Here is an 18,156-nt window from a genome sequence, read left to right as displayed (position 1 = left end):
GGGCACTCACGCCAGCACAGCGGCACCGACGGTGTCGACATACCACCGCTCGAACTGCTCGACCGACCAGCCGCGCGTGCGTACCAGCCAGTCGTAGTTGCGCGGGTCCATCGCCAGCCACAGCACGTCGGCGACGCTGTCGACGTCGTGCTCGGGGCGCACCCCGCCGGTCGCGACGAGTTCGGCGGCGAACATGCCCATGCCGCGCCGCCGCTCTTCGACGCTCTTGCGCCAGATCGCGGCGGCGTCGGCGTCGGCGGTGGCGGCCCCGGCCAGCGCGACCATGACCGCGGCGTTGCGCTGGTGGACCTCGGTGAGCTGCCGGGCGTACCGGGCGAGTTTGGCCCGCGGGTCGGCCAGCGCCCGGATCTCGGCGACGAACGCGCGATCGGGGAGCGCCACCGGCTCATCGTCACCGGCGGTCGTCACGTCGACCAGATCGGACAGCAGCTGCCGCTTGTTGCCGAACACCGCGTACACCGTCTGCACCGCGACCCCCGCCTCGGCGGCGACCGCCGTCAGCGGAGTCGCGGCGTATCCGGCCCCGGCGAACAGCCGACCGGCCGCGTCCAGGATCGCGCGGCGGGTCTGCCGGGCCTGCTCCTGTCGCCGCTCGGACTCGTAGCGCCTCTTGACAACCACCGCCTCACTGTAGTGCTCTATTCGTTAGAGCGAAACTCTAACCAAAGGATGTGTTCGTATGCCGTTCGGTGTGCTGCAGGAGATGCCCGGTGTGAGCGAGGCCGAATACCGCCTGGTCGAACAGCACCTCGGCCCGGACCGGCCGCCGGGCCTGCTGGCTCACGTCGCCGGACCGACCGAGGACGGGTGGCGGATCATCAACGTGTGGCAGGACGAGGCGGCGTTCCGGCGCTTCCAGTCCGAACGACTGGTACGTGCCGCTGGCCTGGCCGCCCAGTCCGACGGCTTCGACGCGGCCAAGAGCGCCGGATTCCGGGCGATGACCGTCGACGGCGCCGAGCTGCCGTTCTGATGACCGACACCGCCGAACTGCGCGCCCGCAACAGCGCGTTCTGGGCACAGGCCGCGCCCGGCTGGATCCGGCACGCCGACCGCCAGGACCAGCTCGGCGAGCCGTTGGGCGCGGTCGCGATGACCCGGCTGAACCCGCGGCCCGGCGAGCGTGTCCTTGATGCCGGCTGCGGCTGCGGCGGCACCACCGCGGCACTGGCCGCGGCGGTCGGGCCGACCGGCGCGGCGCTCGGCGTGGACCTGGCGGAGTCCATGGTCGCCGCAGCGGCCACCCGCTTCCCGCCCGAGCACCATCCCGGTCTGCGGTTCGCCGCCGCCGACATCGAAACCGAGGCGCTGCCTGACGGGCCGTACGACGCGGCGTACTCCCGGATGGCCCTGATGCTGCTGGCCGATCCGGTTGCCGGGTGCGCCAACATCCGGCGGGCACTGCGGCCCGGCGGGCGGCTGGCCGCCACGGTCTTCCGCGACGGCACCGCCAACCCGTGGCTACCACTGGCGGTGCTCGGGGCCGCGCCGCACGTGGGGGCGCTCCCACCGCTGCCGGTCGGCGACGAGCCCGGCCCGTTCGCGTTCGCCGACCCGAGCCGGGCGCGCCGGATCCTCGCCGCGGCGGGTTTCGACACGATCGCCGTCGAACGCCACGACACCACGATGCCGGCACCCGACGAACCCGACACCGTGAGCGAGTGGCTCATCGAGATCGGACCGGCCGGAGCCGCGTACCGGGCGGCGCCCGCATCGCAGCAGGCCGCCGCTCGCGTCGCGACGGCCGGGCTGCTCGACCGGTTCCGTGAACCCGGGGTCGGCTACCGGCTCCCCGCCGGACTCTGGCTCATCACGGCGACCGCACCCTGACACCCCCGGACCGCCCGTCCACACGTCGAACCTCTCCAGAACGGCTGACCACATGAAACCCCGAAGCCGCACCACCACCCTGCTCACATCGACGATCCTCTGCCTGGTCCTCGGCCTGACCGCTTGCGGCGACGAGGCGGACCCCGCCCCACCGGCGACGGCCGGCACCTCCGCTGCGGGTGAGCCGACGGACTCCTGCGGCGGGGCCGCCGACCGGGTGAAGGACCACCTGGACAGCGCCAAAGTCGGCTCGGTCGTCGTGAACGGCCAGTGCACCTCGGTCGTGATCACCACGACCCTCGGCGACGACGCCGGTGCCGACGCTGTGCAGCTCTGCGAATCCGCGGCCCAGGTCGCCTACACCGGCGACGTCAACGCCGTCACCGTGCTGGCCGCCTCGACCAGAGAACTCGCCATCGGCATCGCCGGAGCGAAGTGCATGGCCTCGGCCTGACCCGCGTGGGAGCGGCGTTCCCCGCGCGGGAGCGCCGCCCCGCGCGAGCACATGGACAGTGACACATGGCGATGACAATATGTATCGATGCGTCGCATACCCCTCCTGTGCGTGCTCGCCATGCTCGGCGCCACCGCGCTGGCCGCACCCGCATCCGCTGCACCCGTCGCGCTGCTCAGCGACCCGGTCTACGACTACACCACCGCCATCCGCGAGACGGTGTACGTCGAGACGACCCTCGACAACGACGGCAACGGCACCCCCGACAAGGTCGTCGCGGACGTCATCCGACCCCGCGAAGCCGCCACGGCCGGGGTGAAGGTGCCGGTCGTCATGGACGCCTCGCCCTACTACCAGTGCTGCGGGCGCGGCAACGAGTCCGAGAAGAAGGTCTACGCCGCCGACGGCACGGTGACCAAGTTCCCGCTGTACTACGACAACTTCTTCGTGCCGCGCGGCTACGCGTTCGTCGCCGCCGACCTGGCCGGCACCAGCCGCTCCACGGGCTGCGAAGACGTCGGCGGGACCGAGGAGGTGCAGGGCGCCAAAGCGGTCGTCGACTGGCTCAACGGCCGCGCGGTCGGCCGCACCGCGAGCGGCACCATCGTGAACGCGACGACCTGGAGCACCGGCAAGGTCGGCATGATCGGCAAGTCGTGGGACGGCACCATCGCCAACGCCGTCGCCGCGACCGGGGTGCAGGGCCTGGAGACCATCGTGCCGATCGCCGCGATCTCCAGCTGGTACGACTACAACCGGGTCAACGGCATGGTCAACCCGAAGGTCAGCTCCGTGCCCAGCCTGCACACGACCGTCAACGGCCGCCCCTCGGGCACCTGCTCCGCCGTGTCCAGCGCCCTGAGCAGCGGGGCCGTCAGCAACGGCAACTACAACGCGTTCTGGGCCGCCCGCAACTACGTCCCCTCGGCGGCGTCGGTGCACGCCAGCGTCTTCGTCGTACACGGCCAGAACGACCTGAACGTCCAGGGCGTGCACTTCGGACAGTGGTGGGACGCCCTGGCCGCCAACAACGTGCCGCGCAAGATCTGGCTGTCCCAGGAGGGCCACGTCGACCCGTTCGACTTCCGGCGCGCCACGTGGGTCGACACCCTGCACCGCTGGTTCGACTTCTGGCTCAAGGGCATCGACAACGGCATCATGAGCGAGCCGATGGCCGACGTCGAACGCGCCGCCGACGTCTGGCAGACCAGCACGCAGTGGCCGCCGTCGGGCACCACCACGGCCAACTACGTGCTGCAGGGCACGGGCAACCCCGGCGTGCTGGCACCGTCGGGAGCGGGCTCGGGCAGCCTGTCGCTGACCGACGCGCCGTCACTGAGCGAAGCCAACGCGGTCAGCTCGCCGACCACCGCCCGCACCGGCCGCAAGGTCTACCAGACCCCGGTGCTCACCTCCGACCTGCGTATCGCCGGCACCCCGACGATCACGCTCCGGGTCCGGTCCAGCAAGGCCACCACCACGCTGACCGCCAAGCTCGTCACGTACGGCACCGCCACGCGGGTCAACTACCGCGCCTCCGGCGAGGGCATCAGCACCCTGACCAGCCAGTCGTGCTGGGGCTCGTCGTCGAGCACCGACGACGCCTGCTACAAGGACACCGCCAAGGTCGTCTCCAGCGCGGCCTACCAGGTGCTGTCCCGCGGCTGGATGGACGGCCAGCACCGTGACTCGCTGACCAGCACCACCGCGATGAACACCAGCACCTACTACACGATCACCTGGAAACTGCGCCCCATCGACCAGGTCATCCCCGCCAGCCAGCGACTCGGTGTCGTCCTCACCCTCACCGACCCCGAGTTCGTCAGCGCCCACTCCACCGGCGCCACCGCCACCATCGATCTCGCCGGCAGCGTCCTGAAGCTGCCGATCGCGCCCGCCACCGGCCTGTCGGCCCAGACCCTCACCCCGCAGCCCCTCACCCCGCTCGTCATCGACCCGAGCTGGAACCCCAGCACCGGCACCCGCTTCCAGTAACGAAAGGAAGGGCACCTTCCCCTCGAATTCCGTGGTGGAAGGTGCCCTTCTCCACCTCGCCTGTGCCGCGATCAGCGGCTTTCGGCCACGATCCCCTCGCGGGCGTCGAGCAGTTCGTCCCAGTGTTCCCGCGCCCAGGCGCAGGCCGCATCCATCGGCGCGAGCATGCTGCGGCCCAGCGGCGTCAGCGCGTAGGCCGGCCGCCGAGTGAGGACCGCTGCCGCGTCCGCACCAGGGCTCTGGAACCAGCCGACCTGACATAGGTCAATGGATCTGAGGCCTCATCGACGTACTGCCGCAAGCGCTGCGGCGGTGAGTGCCGGGGCGGGCTCGCAAGACCATCTCCCAGCGGACTGCGAGCCCGCCCTCCATGACCCGCTAGCGGCGTACGCGTTCGCGGATGGCGAGCAGGCCCAGCGCCAGCAGCAGCGGGGCGACCAGGCGGAGCACGAGTTCGATCCAGTCGCCGGTCGGGGTGAGTGCCACGTCCGAGCCGCGTAGCAGGGTGGAGGCGGCGCGCAGGGCGTAGCGCAGGGCGTCGTCGTACGCGGTGGGGGTCTGGAAGCCCCAGCGGTCGAGGGCTCCGGCGGCCACGGCGACGACGACGGCGAGGGTCGTGAAGGCCCGCCAGGCCCGCTGGCCGTAGCCGGACAGCAGCCAGTACAGGCACAGCAGCAGCCACTCGCCCATGGCGCTGAACGCCGCCCGCCAGTTCCTGGCCTGTAGCCCGGACCGTACGCTGCGACGCAGGCCGATGCGGCGCATCTCCATCTCGCCGTAGTAGAAGTCGGACGCGGCCCGCTGGTCCTTGCGGTCCTGCATCATGCTGCGCAGGGCGTGGTAGTCGGCCTGCACGCTGTCGAGCGAGGGCGCTTCCCGGCCGGCGGGGCCGGGCAACGCCCACCGGGCGTGGCCGCGTACACGGTGCTCGTCGGCGAGCGTGACGCGGTGGGTGACCCACAGGCCGCGCGGCGAGGTCCGCCAGCCGTGCCAGTCTTCGACGGTCAGCTTGTCGAGGTGGTGCGCGCCGGCGAAGGAGCACTCGGACAGATCCACGTAGGACAGGCGCACCTGGCTGAGATCGGTGCCGAGGGTGCGGCCGAGGATCGGCCGGTCCTGCATCCGCCAGGCTTCGACGGTCGGCGCGGCGGCGGTGATCGCCGACGGGCCGCCGAGGTCGACTTCTTGCAGGTCGAACCGGGTCGGTCCGGCGAAGGTGAGGCGTACGCCGCGCTGGAAGCCTGCCCGCAGCAGGTAGACCCGGGTCACGTCGCCGAGTTGCAGCAGGGCACGGTGCTGGAAGGTGGTACGGCGCAGGTCCAGGCTGTGGGCGCGCCAGCCATCGATCTCCACGGATCCGGCGAGCGTGCTGCGGGCCAGCGTGGCCACGCCCGTGCAGGCGACCCTGGACAGGTACACGTCGCGTTCCAGCACCGCGTCACGCATGCGGAACGGTCCGCCGGCGGTCAGGCCCTGGATCGACACGTACGCCTGCATCTGGGCGTGGTTGAAGTCGACGAACCCGCCGACGTCGACGTCCCTGACCCGCAGCGGGCCGCGGAAGGTGGTGCCGGCGCAGTTGAGATCACCGGTGATCACCAGGTTGTCGAGCTGGACGTCGTCGAGTCGCCGCCCGCTGAGGTCCAGCTCGGCGAGCACGGGCCGGCCGACGTCGTCGGTCGGGCAGCCCTCGATGTGGTGCGGCAGGCACCGTTCGCCGACGACGGCCTCGTTCGAGCACTGCGCGCAGTTCGCCACGGCCGAGACGTTAGCCCATCGGCACCATCACCGGTCACCGGTCCGTCCAATGCAGATCCATTGCTTCCCCTCCAAACAAGATCTGTTTTTGTGGACGCTGGACGCCGCTATAGGGACACCCAGCGTCCACAAAAACAGATCTTGACCGACACCGTGCCGGATTCCGGCTATGTCGCCAGACCGCCCCGAGGCGAACGCGGTCCCGCATAGGCGGCTCAGGCCCGAAGGAACGTTTTGCGAACAAGCGTGGCATTTGCGAGAGTCGGCGGCAGGAAATGTTGCGTCGTTTAGTGCGTCGTTTGGCGGGTACAGTCGAGCCGTGGCCATCGTGCACGACACCGTTACGGCTCGCACCGCCCGTGAGGCACCGGTCGCGGGCGATGCGGCCAAGGGCGGGTTGCGGCCGGTCGATGTCGTGGTGCTCGGCTATCTGGCGGTCGTGTCGACCCTGGTCGCCTCGGGCCATGATCGGCTCCCGCACTGGGGTGGGTATCTCGCCGCCTACGCCGCCATGGCCGCCGCGGTTCTCGGCCTGACAGCCGTGCAGGCCCGCAGACCGCAGGTCATGGCGCTGCGCGTGTTGCGCACCGCCTACCCGCTGGTGCTCGCGCCGATCGCGTACAGCCTGACCGGTCCGACGGTGCTGGTGATACACGGCCGGTACCTCGACGCCGCGATGAACTCCTTCGAATCGGCCGTCTGGAGCGTCCACCCGTCGCTCTGGCTGGACGGCCTGGTCTCGCGACCGCTGACCGAGCTGTTCTACGCCGCCTACATCAGCTACTACCTGTACATCGCCGTGCCGCCGCTGTTGCTGATCATGCGGCGGCGGCTCGACGACCTGGAGCGGCTGGTCACCACGGTCAGCGCCGCAGTGTTCACCTGCTACCTGGGCTTCCTGCTGATGCCGGTGCGCGGACCGGTCCACTCGCTCGCGGGGCAGTTCGACCCGCCCGTGCTGACCGGTTACGTGCTCGCCCCGGCGCAGCAGTTCCTGATGGCGCACGCCGATCCGGCGGGCACCTGCTTCCCGTCGGCGCACGTCGCCGGGGCATGGGCCGTGGTGTTGGCGGTACGCCGGATAGGGGGCCGGGCCGCCTTCCGACGGCTGCTGCTGCCGACGGCCCTGCTCACCATGTCCGTGGTCTACACCCGCTACCACTACACCGCCGACGTGGCGGCCGGGCTGGCGGTCGCGCTGGCAGCGGACGCGCTGGTGAGCAGGATCAGCGGGCGGGTCAGCGACGGGTCGGCAGGCGTACCACGCTGACGAAGAAGTCGTCGATCTGCTTGACGACGGAGATGAACCGCTCGAAGTCGACCGGCTTGGCGACATACGCGTTGGCGTGCAACTGGTAGCTGCGCAGCACGTCCTCCTCGGCCTGCGAGGTGGTCAGCACGACCACCGGGACGCGGCACAGCTCCGGGTCGTTCTTGATCTCGCGGAGCACCTCGCGGCCGTCGCGGCGGGGCAGGTTGAGGTCGAGCAGGATCAGGTCGGGGGTGTGCACGTCGGCGAACTCCCCCTCCTTGCGCAGGTACGCCAGTGCCTCCACGCCGTCGCTGACGACGTGCAGGGTGTTGCGCATCTTGTACTCCTCGAACGCCTCGCGCGTCATGAGCACGTCGCCCGGGTCGTCCTCGACCAGCAGCACCTCGATGGGGCGGCCGCCCCTGTCGTCGTCGATCATGCGGTCAGCTCCTTGTGCTGCGTCGGCACGGCGGGCTGGATCGCCGCGCCGGCGTCCTCGCTGATCGGCAGCGAGAACGTGATGGCCGCACCGTCGGTCCGGGAGGAATCCACCCAGATGCGGCCGTCGTGATATTCCACGATCTTCTTGGCGATGGCCAGTCCCATGCCGGTGCCAGGGTAGGCGTCCTTGGCGTGCAGCCGCTGGAAGATGATGAAGATCTTCTCAGCGAACTCGGCCTCGATGCCGATGCCGTTGTCGCTGACCGTGATGTCCCAGGCGTCGTCCTCGCGCACCGCGGACACCTCGATGCGCGCCGGCACGTCCGTGCGGCGGAACTTGAGGGAGTTGCCGACCAGGTTCGCCAGCAGGGTCTCCAGCAGCGCCTCCTCGCCCGCGACCGTCGGCAGCTCCGACCACGTCACGGCGTCGGCGCCGTACTTCTCCTCGACGTTGAGCTGCTCGAACACGGCGCGCATCACGGCGTCGAGCGAGACCGGCTGGAAGCCGCTGGTGTTGCGGCCGATCCGGGAGAAGGCGAGCAGGTCGTTGATGAGCCGCTGCATCCGCTGCGCGCCGTCGACCGCGAACAGGATGTACTGGTCGGCGCGCTCGTCGAGCTGCCCGGCGTAGCGGCGCTGCAGCAGCTGGCAGAAGCTGGCCACCTTGCGCAGCGGCTCCTGCAGGTCATGCGAGGCGACGTAGGCGAACTGCTCCAGGTCGCGGTTGCTGCGGGTCAGCTCGGAAGCCTGCTGCTGGAGCTGCTGGTTGATCAGTTCGACGGCCTGCCGGGCCTCGCGGACCTCGCTCAGGTCCGAGGCGATCTGGCGGCGCATCCCGTCCACGTCGCGGCCCAGGCGTTCCAGCTCCGGCGAGCCGGTGGCGACGATCTCGGTGTCGTAGGCGCCGGAGGCGACGTGGCGCACCTGCTCGGCGAGGTGCGTCACCGGGCGGCTGACCATCCGGTTGATCAGCACCACCAGGATCGTGCCCATCACCAGCACCACCAGCCCCGCCGCGATCAGCAGCACGACGAGGTTCTCGCTGCCGGACTGGACGTTGGCGACCGCCGCGTTGCGCAGCGTGACGATCTCCTGCTGGAGCGTCGCGAGCTGGGCCCGTGCCTGGTCGAACCGTTCCCGCCCGCCGACCTGGTTGAGCAGCTGCTGACCGGCCGCAGGGCCCTGGTCGCGGGTCGCGGTGACGGCCGGTTCGGCCACGGTCGTCCGCCACGTGGTGGCGGCGGCACGGGCGCGCTCCAGCTGTGCCCGGATCGCGGGCTCGTCGGCCAGCAGCGGGATCATCGTCTCGTACAGCCGCTCCTCGGCCTCCCGGCCGCTGCGGTACGGGCCCAGGTCGGCGGCGTCACCGCTGAGCACGTAGCCGCGCACCCCGGTCTCCTGGTCGACCAGCGAGGCGCCCAGCTGCTCACCCGACAGGCGCAGCACGCCGGTCTTGTTCAGCACCACGTCGAGCTGGTCCAGGTTGGCGGTGGCCAGCAGCGCGGCGCTGATGGCGAACACGGCCAGCAGTGCGGCCGTCGTCGTGACCAGCGCGGTGATCCTGGCACGCAGGGACCAGGTTCGTGGGTGGGTGAACTGCACACGCTTGATCACGAACTGGGTTCCTTACTCAGCAGGACGATGGCGACGTCGTCGGCAAGCGGGCCGCCGTTGAGCGTCTCGGCCGACTCGACCAGGCTCGCGGGCAGGCGTTCCATGGTGTCACCTCGGGCCAGCCGGGTGGCGCACAGGCCGACCAGGCCCTCGTCGCCGAGCCGGTCCGAGCTGTCGCCCAGCCGTCCTTCGACCAGGCCGTCGGTGTAGAGCAGCAGCGACCAGCCGTCGGGCAGGTCGACGTCGGCGGACTCACGTGGCGCGTCGCCGATGCCGAGCAGCAGGCCGTACGGGGCGTCCACCGGCACCGCCCGGCCTTGGGCGACCAGCAGCGGCGGCGGGTGCCCGGCCAGCCAGCAGGTGGCCCGCGCGGCCGCCAGGTCGATCCGCACCAGCGCCATCGTCGCGAACGTGCTCGGGTGGTCGCGCTCGGTGGTGATCACTCGTTCCAGCGCGACGAGCGTCGGCTCGGGCTCGACGCCGGCCAGGGTCAGCGCCCGCCAGGCCACCCGCAGCGCGACGCCCAGCGCCGCGCCGTCGACGTCGTGCCCGCTCACGTCCCCGATCATCGCGTGCACGGTGTCGGGGCTGGTCTGCACGACGTCGAAGAAGTCCCCGCCGAGCAACGCCTCGTAGCGGCCCGGCCGGTAGAAGCTGTGCACGGCGATCTGGTCGGTGGTCATCACCGGCTGGGGCAGCAGGCCGCGCTCCAGCCGGGCCGACTCGGCCTGGCGCAGTTCGACCTCGCGCAGGCGGCCCGCGCTCACCTCGGCGTGCTTGCGCTCCACGGCGTACTGGACCGAGCGCTCGAGCAGCGCGCCGTCTACCTGACCCTTGACCAGGTAGTCCTGCGCGCCCTCGGCGACCGCCGTGATGCCGATGTGGGTGTCCTGCTGGCCGGTCAGCACGCACACGGCGGTGCCGGGCGCGTGGGCGAGCACCCGGCGCAGGCCGTCGATGCCCTGCGCGTCGGGCAGGCCCAGGTCCAGCAGGATGCAGTCGACCTCGGCCATCAGCTCGCGGGCGTCGCGCAGGCTGCGCGCCACCGTCAGCTGGATCGCGGCGTCCTGCTCGTGCAGCAACTCCTCGACCAGGAACGCGTCGCCCTCGTCGTCCTCGATCAGCAGCACACGCAGCCGGGTCAGCCGCGCGGGTCCGCGCGGCTGCGTCGGCACGGATGCAGCACTGAACATGACTCCCCAACGTCTCGTGCCGCAGGTCGGCGATGAATACGGTTTCGTCGACCGCACCGCAGATCATGCCTGTGGCGGGCCGTTCCGCACAACTTACCGGAGCCGCCCCATGCCAAGGCGTTATGCCATCCCAGGGCATCGATCGGGCCCGTCGCGGCCGGTCGCCGACGACCCGCCGAAAGCCCTTGTGCGGCTTGCACCGGAGTCGCATCCTCAAGGTGTGATCGCGGGTGGCGTCCCGACCCTCCGCCCCTGAGGCGATACCCGCCGATCGCCCGATCTGATGCGGTTTGCGGGGGCTTGGGCCAACGCACCCTGATCCGAGGCGGTGACCTGATGAGCTCGCGCTACCGCAATCCACTGGTCAACATCGCGTCCATGCTCGTATGCGGCCTGCTCGCCGGGGTGGTGGTCGCCTCGGCGGCCTTCCCCGCGGTGGCGCTGTCCGGCCTGGCGGCCATCGTCGGCGGCGACGCCCTCGGCAAGCTGCCCGACGAGCTGATCGTCAAGCGCTCACCCCAGCTGAGCTACCTCTACGCCGCCGACGGCAAGAGCCTGCTGGCCACCATGTACGACGAGAACCGGCGCGACCTGCCGCTGGCCGACATCCCGCTGATCGTGCGCCAGGCGGTGCTCGCCGCCGAGGACCAGAAGTTCTACGAGCACAACGGCGTCGACATCAAGGGCATCGCGCGGGCGTACATCGCCAACAAGAAGGCCGGCGACGTCGAGCAGGGCGCCTCGACGCTGACCATGCAGTTCGTCCGCCTCTCCATCTCCTACTCGGCCGACACCGCCCAGGAGGTCGTCGACGCCACCGAGGACACCGCCAAGCGCAAGGTGCGCGAGATGCGCTTCGCGATGGCGATCGAGCAGCGGATGAGCAAGGACGACATCCTCGAGGGGTATCTGAACACCGCATACTTCGGTAACCGGGCATACGGGATCTTCGCCGCCGCCCAGGTGTACTTCGGCAAGCAGCCCGCCACGCTCACCGCCGCCGAGGCCGCGTTCCTCGCCGCGCTGGTCAAGTTCCCGGGCGGCTTCGACGTGATCAGCCTCAAGGGCGCGGCGCTGGCCGTGGACCGGCGCGACTACGTGCTCGGCGAGATGGTGCAGACCGGCGCGCTCACCGAGCAGCAGGCCGCGCTGGCCAGGGCCGAACCGCTGAAGGTCACCGGCAAGTTCACCCCGAACGGCTGCGTGCAGGCGACGAACATCAAGTGGGGCTTCTTCTGCGACTTCTTCCAGCGCTGGTGGAACCAGCAGCCCGTGTTCGGGGTCACGCCGTACGACCGGGAGCGCTCGCTGAAGTCGGGCGGGTTCAGGATCGTCACCTCGCTGGACGTCACCGCGCAGTCCGCGATGGACCGCGGCATCGACCGCTCGGTCAACAACAACCCGGACCTGCCGGGCGGGAAGTGGAAGTACAAGTCCGACGCGGTGATGCTGGCCGCCGTGGAGCCCGGCACGGGCAAGGTGCGCGGCCTGGCCACCAATCGCAACTTCCGGATCGACAGCAGGACCAAGCCGCAGAACGGCAAGGCGTCCAACCCGGCGCTGGCCCGCCGTGGCGTGCGGGGCAGCTACCCCAACACCACCAACCCGCTGCTGTCCGGCGGCCCCGACATCGGCGGCTACCAGCCCGGCTCCGTCATGAAGATCTTCACGCTGGTGGCGGCCCTGGAGAAGGGCTACCCACTGTCCACGATCATCAACACCCGCGCCCCGTACGTCTCCCGCACCAGGATCACCGGGTCCCCTAACTGCGGCGGCTACTGGTGCCCGACCAACTCCGGCGGGCGCAACTTCGGCGCGCAGAACATGTGGAACGGCTTCGGCAGCTCGATCAACACGTTCTTCGTGCCGCTGTTCGAGATGACCGGCGGGTCGCGGGTCGTCGACACCGCCAAGCGCATGGGCCTGACCTTCTACGACAACCCGCGCTCGAACCTCGACGACTACTACTACTCCACCCAGGCCGCCGACGGCTGGGGGCCGTTCACCCTCGGTGCGTCCGACCACACGCCGCTGCAGATCGCCAACGCCTTCGCCACGCTGGCCGCCGACGGCCTCTACTGCGAACCCACGCCCGTCGAGTCGATCACGACGAACAAGGGCGAGAAGCTGGCCGTCGGCGACCCGCGCTGCAAGCAGAACATCGCCGTCGACGTGGCCCGCGCCGCGATCGACGCGGCCCGCTGCCCGGTCGGCGACCAGTCGCTGTACGGCAAGTGCCAGGGCGCGACCGCCCGCGACTCCCGCGAGATCATCGGCCGGTACATCGCGGGCAAGACCGGCACCACCGACAACTCCAAGTCGGTGACACTCACCATCACCACCAAGCAGCTGGCCATCTCCGGTTTCCAGACCGACCCCGACTGGGCGCAGGTCAACCATCAGATGTCACACCGCGTCATCAACCCGGCGGTGCAGTACGCGCTGCGCGACGCGATGAAGGCCAAGAAGTCGATCCAGTTCTCCCGGCCGAGCAACACCCGGCTGATCACCGGATCGCAGGTCACCATCCCCGCGGTCAAGTGCCGCACGCTGCCTCAGGCCCGCTCGATCCTCAACGGCAGGGGCTTCAAGCCCGAGGTCGCGCCCAAGCAGGTCGACTCGGACTGCCCCAAGGGCACCGCGGCGGGCACCAGCCCGTCCGGCCGTACCATCAGGAACGGCGTCGTGGTCATCGAGATCAGCAACGGCAGCCGGGCCAAGCCGAGCACCCCGCCGAGCCCCCGGCCCGGCACCCCGCCGAGCACTCCGCCCAGTCCCGGACCGAACCCGCCGCCGCCCGCCGAGGCGGCCGCACGCTCTGGCTGACCGCCGCGAATCCTGCCTGGTCACCGAGCCGCCCGCCGACTGCGGGTGGCCCGGTGACCGGCCGGCCTCCGATCAGGCCGCCCCGGACGCAGGGAACGCCGCGCCGACCGCCGGGGTCGGCGTGAACGTGGCAGGCATGCCGATGTAGCCGTTGATGGCGCCGATCGACGGGTAGCGCAGCGCGGCGTCCTCGTCGATGACGTAGTCGGGGATGCGCCGCAGGATCTCGTCCAGCATCACCACCGCCTCCACCTTCGCCAGGTGCGCGCCGACGCAGCGGTGCACCCCCGAACCGAACGCCACGTGCCGGTTCGGGCTGCGGTCCAGCCGCATCTCCGACGGGCAGTCGAACGCCGCCGGATCCCGGTTCGCGGCGGCGAAGGCCAGCATCACCCGTTCGCCCGCCGCGATGCGCTGACCGCCCAGCTCCACGTCGCGGGTGGCCGTACGCGACATGAACTGCACCGGGGCCAGCACCCGCAGGAACTCGTCAACGGCCGTCGGCAGCAGATTTGGATCGGCGATCAGCCGGTCCCGCTCGGCCGGGTTGCGGTACAGCCAGTGCAGGGCGTGCGACACCAGCGCGGTGGTGGTGTCCACTCCCCCGGCGACGACCAGCCCGGCGGTCGCGATCACGTGGTCGAGCGGCAGCAGTTCACCGTCGTCGCCCCGTGCCGTGGCCAGCACGCTGACCAGGTCGCCCGTCGGCTCGGCGCGCCGGGCCACGACCAGCGCGCCGAGTGCCGCCATCATCTCGCCGACCGCGGCCATCGCCTCGTCCCAGGTCGGGCTGCCGGGCGGGGAGTAGGTCAGCAGGTGGATGGGACCGGCGTACTTGGCCCAGTCCGCCAGCGGCATGCCGAGGATGCCGAGGGTGACGATCGCGGGGACCGGGTTGGTCAGGTCGGCGACCAGGTCGGCCCGCCCCTGCTCGGTGAACCGGTCCAGGCAGGCGGCGGTGACCTGGCGGATGAACGGCTCCTGGCGGCGCGACTGCTCCGGCGACAGCGGCCCGTTGAGCAGCCGCCGGTAGACGGTGTGCAGCGGCGGGTCCAGTTCCTGCGGCACGTTCAGGGCCGGGATCGGCGGGTTGCTGGTGCCCCGCATCGGCGCGTCCGGGTCGGTGTGGTCCTGGTAGGAGGAGAACACGCCATGGTCGCGCAGGGCCTCCACCACCGGCTCGTACCCGGACACGACCCACGTCCCGCCGTACGCGGCAGTGTGCGCGACGGGGCATCTGGCCACGTTGCCGTCGGAGATCTCCTGCCACCGGTCGCGGTAGTCCGCGCCGTGGTGGTCGAGTTCGATGGTCGCCCGTGCGGTCAGGTCGCCGGCGTCGGGATGGTCAGCCTGCATGGCATCCTCCTCAGTCACCGTCCATCATGGACCGCGGCTCGCCTCGCCCACAGTGACGGTTCGGTCACCCGCGCCCTCGGCCGCTGGTCCCGGGTTTCCGGCCGCCCGGCCGGTGGCGCGCGGGCAGGACCTGATCGATGATGACGGCGTGCTGGAATTCACCGTGCTGAGCGCCGTGCTGGTCCTGTTCAAAGCCGCCTTCGCGGGCGAGGACCTGGATCGCAAGGTCGGCGCGGACGTCATCTCCACCATGCTGAGCGGCCTGCTCCGCACCACCTCGCCCACCGATCCGGTGCTGCTCAAGGTGTACGAGATCGCTAAGGAGCTCAACGCCGCCGACTACCGGCAGGCCATGTCCGGCGGTCACCGCTACCTGGCCGAAGCCCGGCTCGGCACCGGCATACGTCCCGAGAAACTGCAGCTCGCCCGCGCGCAGCTGGTGGACGCGGCCTCGGCGGCGGCACGGATGGACGTCCCGATGCTGATCGCCAACGCCGAGTTCGCCGTCGCCAAGTGCGACGCGCTGCTCGCCGCGCCACTGGACGCCGCCATGGCCCTGGACCGGGCGGCGGCGGCGCTGGAGCAGGCCATCGAGGCGCTCGACGACAGCGGGGCCACCTACCGGCTGCGGATGCTGCGCGAGGCGAAGTCCGCCCAGGACGGCTCGGTGTCGAACTGGCTCACCCGAGCGGCCGACCGCGACCTGATCAGGCAACGCGACCTCGACAACCTGGTCAAGGCCGCCGACGACCTGCAGAGCGAGCTGCTGGAGCTCACCGCGCTGTACAGCGAGGTCCAGACCGCGGCCTTGGCCGCCGACGGCGCCGCGCAGCCGGTGCTCTGGGCGCCGCCGGAAGGCCAGAGCGTGCAGACCGGGCTCGACGCGAAGGCGGTGACGACGGCGACCGCCGACGCCCCGGTCCGCGGCTTCGGCCTGACCCTGCAGGTCCAGCAGCAGCGGATCGCGCGCGACGCCGCAGGCGGGCTCACCGTCGCGCTGGCCCTGAAACTGACCGTGCACGACGAGCGGCTGCTGCACTGCCGCGTCATGGCGTCCCCCACCGCCCGGCCTGCCGCCCCCGGCGCCGGGCTCAGAGGGCTGACCGGCATCCTCGCCCCGCTCAACCCTCCCGGTGCCACCTCGGTCCTCGTGCCCCCGGGCAGCCACCAGCGCGTGCTCACGCTGCCCGTCGAAGGTGGCGCGGTGGACGCGGTGAAGATCAGGATCTCGCGGCCGACCGGTCTCGGCCGCCAGGCCAGCACCGGAGGGTGCATCCTCATCCCGGTGTCCGCCTGATCAGGTACGCAGGTACGACGCGCCGTTCAGGTCGATGATCGTGCCCGACGCCCACTCCGCCTGAGGCGAGGCGAGCCAGTGCACCGCCGCGGCGACCTCCGCCGGCTGGGCGACGCGGCGAAACGGGCTCTGCGCCCGGATCTCGTCGGCCCGGTCGGACCTCAGGTGCTCGCTGACCATGTCCGTCTCCACGAAACCCGGCGCGACCGCCGCCACCGCGATGCCGTACGGGGCGAGGGCCACCGCCAGCGACTGGGTCAGCGAGTTCAGGCCGGCCTTGCTCGCCCCGTACGCGACCTGGCCCGGTTCGCCGCGGAACGCCCCACGCGAGGAGACGTTGACGATGCGGCCGCCGCGCTCGCGCATGTAGCGGGCGGCGCACCAGATCACGTTGGCCGCGCCGACCAGGTTCGTGTCGAGGGTCGCCCGCCACTGCCGCTGCCAGTCCTCGTACGAGGTGTCGAAGATCGGGTGAGGGGTGAACACCCCGGCGTTGTTGACCAGCACGTCCAGCCCGTCGAGCGCGTCGGCGGCCTGGTCGACCATGGTGCGTACGGCGTCCGGGTCGGCCAGGTCGGCCAGCACCACGACATGGCCCGCACCTGGTAGCGCGTCCCGCAGTTCCTCGGCCGCGCGCACCGACGCTCGACAGTGGATCGCGACCCGGTCGCCGCTGGCCGCGAACGCCTCCGCCACCGCTCTGCCGATGCCTCGGGATGCACCTGTCACCAGCACTGCGCGCCCAGTCATTCCGATCATCCTGCCAGGACCCGTGACAGCCGATCAACCGTGTGCTGAGGTGGACCGGTGGACGCCATGGAGATCGCCGCCCGGTTCGATCTCGGCGCGGGTGCGAAGCTGTCGGACGGGCCGGTCGCGAAGGGACGCCAGGGCGCCATCTGGCGGCTGGAGACGTCCGACGGCCGCTGGGCGGTGAAGACCCTCTTCCGCCCCGCCGACGAGGACGAGGTGCGGTCGGCGACCTTGTTCCACGAGGCCGCCCACGCCGCCGGAGTGCCGACGCCGCAGGTACGCCGGACCGTTGCCGGGACCGTGTTCGCTTACGCCGGGGATACGCAGGTCCGGGTGTACGAATGGAAAGATCTCCAGGAATGCGACCCCGGCCTCGATCCGGAGCTGGTGGGCGCCGTGGTCGCCGCGATCCATCAGGTGCCGTGGACCGAGGCCGGGCCGATGCACCCGTGGTATCGCGAACCAGTCGGCCCCGAACGCTGGGACGAGCTGGTCGAGCAGCTGCACGCCGCTGGGGCCCCGTTCGCCGGACGCCTGGCCGGGCTGCGAGACGAGCTGGTCGCGCTGGAGTCATGGCTGGAGCCGCCCGCCGACCTGCGGACCTGCCATCGTGACCTGTGGGCCGACAACGTGCTGCCGACCGCCGACGGCGGCGTGTGCGTCATCGACTGGGAGAACAGCGGTCCGGCGGATCCGAGCCAGGAACTGGCGTGCGCGCTGTTCGAGTTCGCGCGCACCGACCCGGGGCGGGTACGGGCGCTGGTCTCCGCGTACGAGCAGGCAGGCGGGCCTGGCGCGGTGTCCCGGCGCGGCCACTTCTCGATGCTGATCGCGCAGCTCGGGCACATCACCGAGGTCGCCGCCACCGACTGGCTCCACCCGAACTCCCGCAACCCGCGACGCGAGGACTCCGCCGCCTGGATCAGCGAGGTCCTCGACGAGCCCCACACCCGCAAGCTGCTCGATGACCTGCTGCGCACCGTCGGCGGCACCGACTCGCGCAACCGATGACATCGCCCACAACGTATTCATGATCTGTTTTTGTGGACGATGGACGCCCCTATAGGGGCAGTCAGCGCCCACAAAAAAAGATCATGACGGACGGCACCGCGTCCACAGTGGAAGTCGGACGTCCGAGAAACGATGGAGGAAACCATGGGCCGGGTCGTGGTTCCGGTGAGTCTTCACGGGCTCACCGGCGAAGTCGCCAGTGAGCTGGCTGCGGCGTACAGCGATGAGGTGGTCTTTCCAGACCGGATCATGGTCGACCATCCCGGAGATCCGGACAGCAGGTTTCCCGGGTGGCCCACGCCGGTGCTGGTGATCTCCATCGAGAACCAGGGGGTATGCACGTGGGGTGTGCCGC

Annotated in this window: 15 protein-coding genes; 8 read left to right on the top strand and 7 right to left on the bottom strand. The window is 70.8% G+C overall.

Translation table 11 applies throughout. The features are described 5' to 3' along the window. Positions 1-6: 6 nt before the first annotated feature. Entirely contained in the window at positions 7-642 is a 636-nt protein-coding gene (locus tag HAV40_RS07590) for a TetR/AcrR family transcriptional regulator (protein ID WP_239085712.1), read from the bottom strand. A gap of 58 nt (positions 643-700) precedes the next feature. On the opposite strand from HAV40_RS07590, the gene HAV40_RS07585 reads away from it, so the two are divergent. From HAV40_RS07585 to HAV40_RS07570, 4 genes are all read left to right on the top strand, one after another. Next, the gene (locus HAV40_RS07585) at positions 701-994 is read left to right on the top strand and encodes a hypothetical protein (protein WP_166380169.1); all 294 of its coding nucleotides are present in this window, start codon (positions 701-703) and stop codon (positions 992-994) included. Next, the gene (locus HAV40_RS07580) at positions 994-1,851 is read left to right on the top strand and encodes a class I SAM-dependent methyltransferase (protein ID WP_166380168.1); all 858 of its coding nucleotides are present in this window, start codon (positions 994-996) and stop codon (positions 1,849-1,851) included. Before HAV40_RS07585 ends, HAV40_RS07580 begins: the two co-directional genes overlap by 1 nt. A 52-nt stretch (positions 1,852-1,903) precedes the next feature. Beyond that, positions 1,904-2,305, top strand: coding sequence for a hypothetical protein (locus tag HAV40_RS07575; protein ID WP_166380167.1), 402 nt, complete (start codon positions 1,904-1,906; stop codon positions 2,303-2,305). Positions 2,306-2,392: 87 nt separating this feature from the next. After that, entirely contained in the window at positions 2,393-4,300 is a 1,908-nt protein-coding gene (locus HAV40_RS07570) for a Xaa-Pro dipeptidyl-peptidase (protein WP_166380166.1), read from the top strand. A 378-nt stretch (positions 4,301-4,678) separates the two neighbouring features. Here HAV40_RS07570 and HAV40_RS07565 read toward each other — a convergent pair whose 3' ends face one another. Further along, positions 4,679-6,058, bottom strand: coding sequence for a hypothetical protein (locus tag HAV40_RS07565; protein WP_166380165.1), 1,380 nt, complete (start codon positions 6,056-6,058; stop codon positions 4,679-4,681). 319 nt (positions 6,059-6,377) lie between these two features. Between HAV40_RS07565 and HAV40_RS07560 the strand changes: the two genes are divergently transcribed. Beyond that, positions 6,378-7,328: a phosphatase PAP2 family protein gene (locus tag HAV40_RS07560; RefSeq protein WP_166380164.1), complete on the top strand. Its 951-nt coding sequence runs from the start codon at positions 6,378-6,380 to the stop codon at positions 7,326-7,328. Here HAV40_RS07560 and HAV40_RS07555 read toward each other — a convergent pair. From HAV40_RS07555 to HAV40_RS07545, 3 genes are read right to left on the bottom strand one after another with little or no spacing between them, the layout of a single operon-like run. Next, positions 7,297-7,749, bottom strand: a complete 453-nt coding sequence (locus HAV40_RS07555) for a response regulator (protein ID WP_166380163.1) — start codon at positions 7,747-7,749, stop codon at positions 7,297-7,299. The genes HAV40_RS07560 and HAV40_RS07555 overlap by 32 nt on opposite strands. Continuing rightward, positions 7,746-9,365, bottom strand: coding sequence for a sensor histidine kinase (locus HAV40_RS07550; protein WP_239085713.1), 1,620 nt, complete (start codon positions 9,363-9,365; stop codon positions 7,746-7,748). Before HAV40_RS07550 ends, HAV40_RS07555 begins: the two co-directional genes overlap by 4 nt. Next, entirely contained in the window at positions 9,362-10,558 is a 1,197-nt protein-coding gene (locus tag HAV40_RS07545; protein ID WP_166380162.1) for a PP2C family protein-serine/threonine phosphatase, read from the bottom strand. Before HAV40_RS07545 ends, HAV40_RS07550 begins: the two co-directional genes overlap by 4 nt. Positions 10,559-10,894: 336 nt before the next feature. Here HAV40_RS07545 and HAV40_RS07540 point away from each other — a divergent pair, with 336 nt between their 5' ends. Continuing rightward, positions 10,895-13,384, top strand: coding sequence for a transglycosylase domain-containing protein (locus tag HAV40_RS07540; RefSeq protein WP_166380161.1), 2,490 nt, complete (start codon positions 10,895-10,897; stop codon positions 13,382-13,384). A gap of 72 nt (positions 13,385-13,456) precedes the next feature. Here the strand turns inward: HAV40_RS07540 and HAV40_RS07535 are convergent, their stop codons facing one another. Next, a complete protein-coding gene (locus tag HAV40_RS07535) occupies positions 13,457-14,740 on the bottom strand; it encodes a cytochrome P450 (protein WP_166380160.1) in 1,284 nt (427 codons plus the stop codon). Positions 14,741-14,888: 148 nt separating this feature from the next. Between HAV40_RS07535 and HAV40_RS07530 the strand changes: the two genes are divergently transcribed. Then, entirely contained in the window at positions 14,889-16,037 is a 1,149-nt protein-coding gene (locus tag HAV40_RS07530; protein ID WP_166380159.1) for a hypothetical protein, read from the top strand. Here HAV40_RS07530 and HAV40_RS07525 read toward each other — a convergent pair whose 3' ends face one another. Further along, the gene (locus tag HAV40_RS07525; protein WP_166380158.1) at positions 16,038-16,787 is read right to left on the bottom strand and encodes an SDR family NAD(P)-dependent oxidoreductase; all 750 of its coding nucleotides are present in this window, start codon (positions 16,785-16,787) and stop codon (positions 16,038-16,040) included. It lies immediately after the preceding gene. 66 nt (positions 16,788-16,853) lie between these two features. Between HAV40_RS07525 and HAV40_RS07520 the strand changes: the two genes are divergently transcribed. Continuing rightward, a complete protein-coding gene (locus tag HAV40_RS07520) occupies positions 16,854-17,801 on the top strand; it encodes a phosphotransferase enzyme family protein (RefSeq protein ID WP_239085741.1) in 948 nt (315 codons plus the stop codon). Positions 17,802-18,156: the final 355 nt, after the last annotated feature.

It is taken from the genome of Catellatospora methionotrophica (assembly GCF_011297335.1).
GTDB lineage: Bacteria > Actinomycetota > Actinomycetes > Mycobacteriales > Micromonosporaceae > Catellatospora > Catellatospora methionotrophica.
This window is presented reverse-complemented; position numbering and strand designations above follow the sequence as displayed.

Coding starts and splice junctions, on each gene's coding strand:
- HAV40_RS07585 (WP_166380169.1), top strand. CDS start 701: ATGCCGTTCGGTGTGCTGCAGGAGATGCCCGGTGTGAGCGAGGCCGAA.
- HAV40_RS07580 (WP_166380168.1), top strand. CDS start 994: ATGACCGACACCGCCGAACTGCGCGCCCGCAACAGCGCGTTCTGGGCA.
- HAV40_RS07575 (WP_166380167.1), top strand. CDS start 1,904: ATGAAACCCCGAAGCCGCACCACCACCCTGCTCACATCGACGATCCTC.
- HAV40_RS07570 (WP_166380166.1), top strand. CDS start 2,393: ATGCGTCGCATACCCCTCCTGTGCGTGCTCGCCATGCTCGGCGCCACC.
- HAV40_RS07555 (WP_166380163.1), bottom strand. CDS start 7,749: ATGATCGACGACGACAGGGGCGGCCGCCCCATCGAGGTGCTGCTGGTC.
- HAV40_RS07545 (WP_166380162.1), bottom strand. CDS start 10,558: ATGTTCAGTGCTGCATCCGTGCCGACGCAGCCGCGCGGACCCGCGCGG.
- HAV40_RS07540 (WP_166380161.1), top strand. CDS start 10,895: ATGAGCTCGCGCTACCGCAATCCACTGGTCAACATCGCGTCCATGCTC.
- HAV40_RS07535 (WP_166380160.1), bottom strand. CDS start 14,740: ATGCAGGCTGACCATCCCGACGCCGGCGACCTGACCGCACGGGCGACC.
- HAV40_RS07525 (WP_166380158.1), bottom strand. CDS start 16,787: ATGACTGGGCGCGCAGTGCTGGTGACAGGTGCATCCCGAGGCATCGGC.
- HAV40_RS07520 (WP_239085741.1), top strand. CDS start 16,854: ATGGAGATCGCCGCCCGGTTCGATCTCGGCGCGGGTGCGAAGCTGTCG.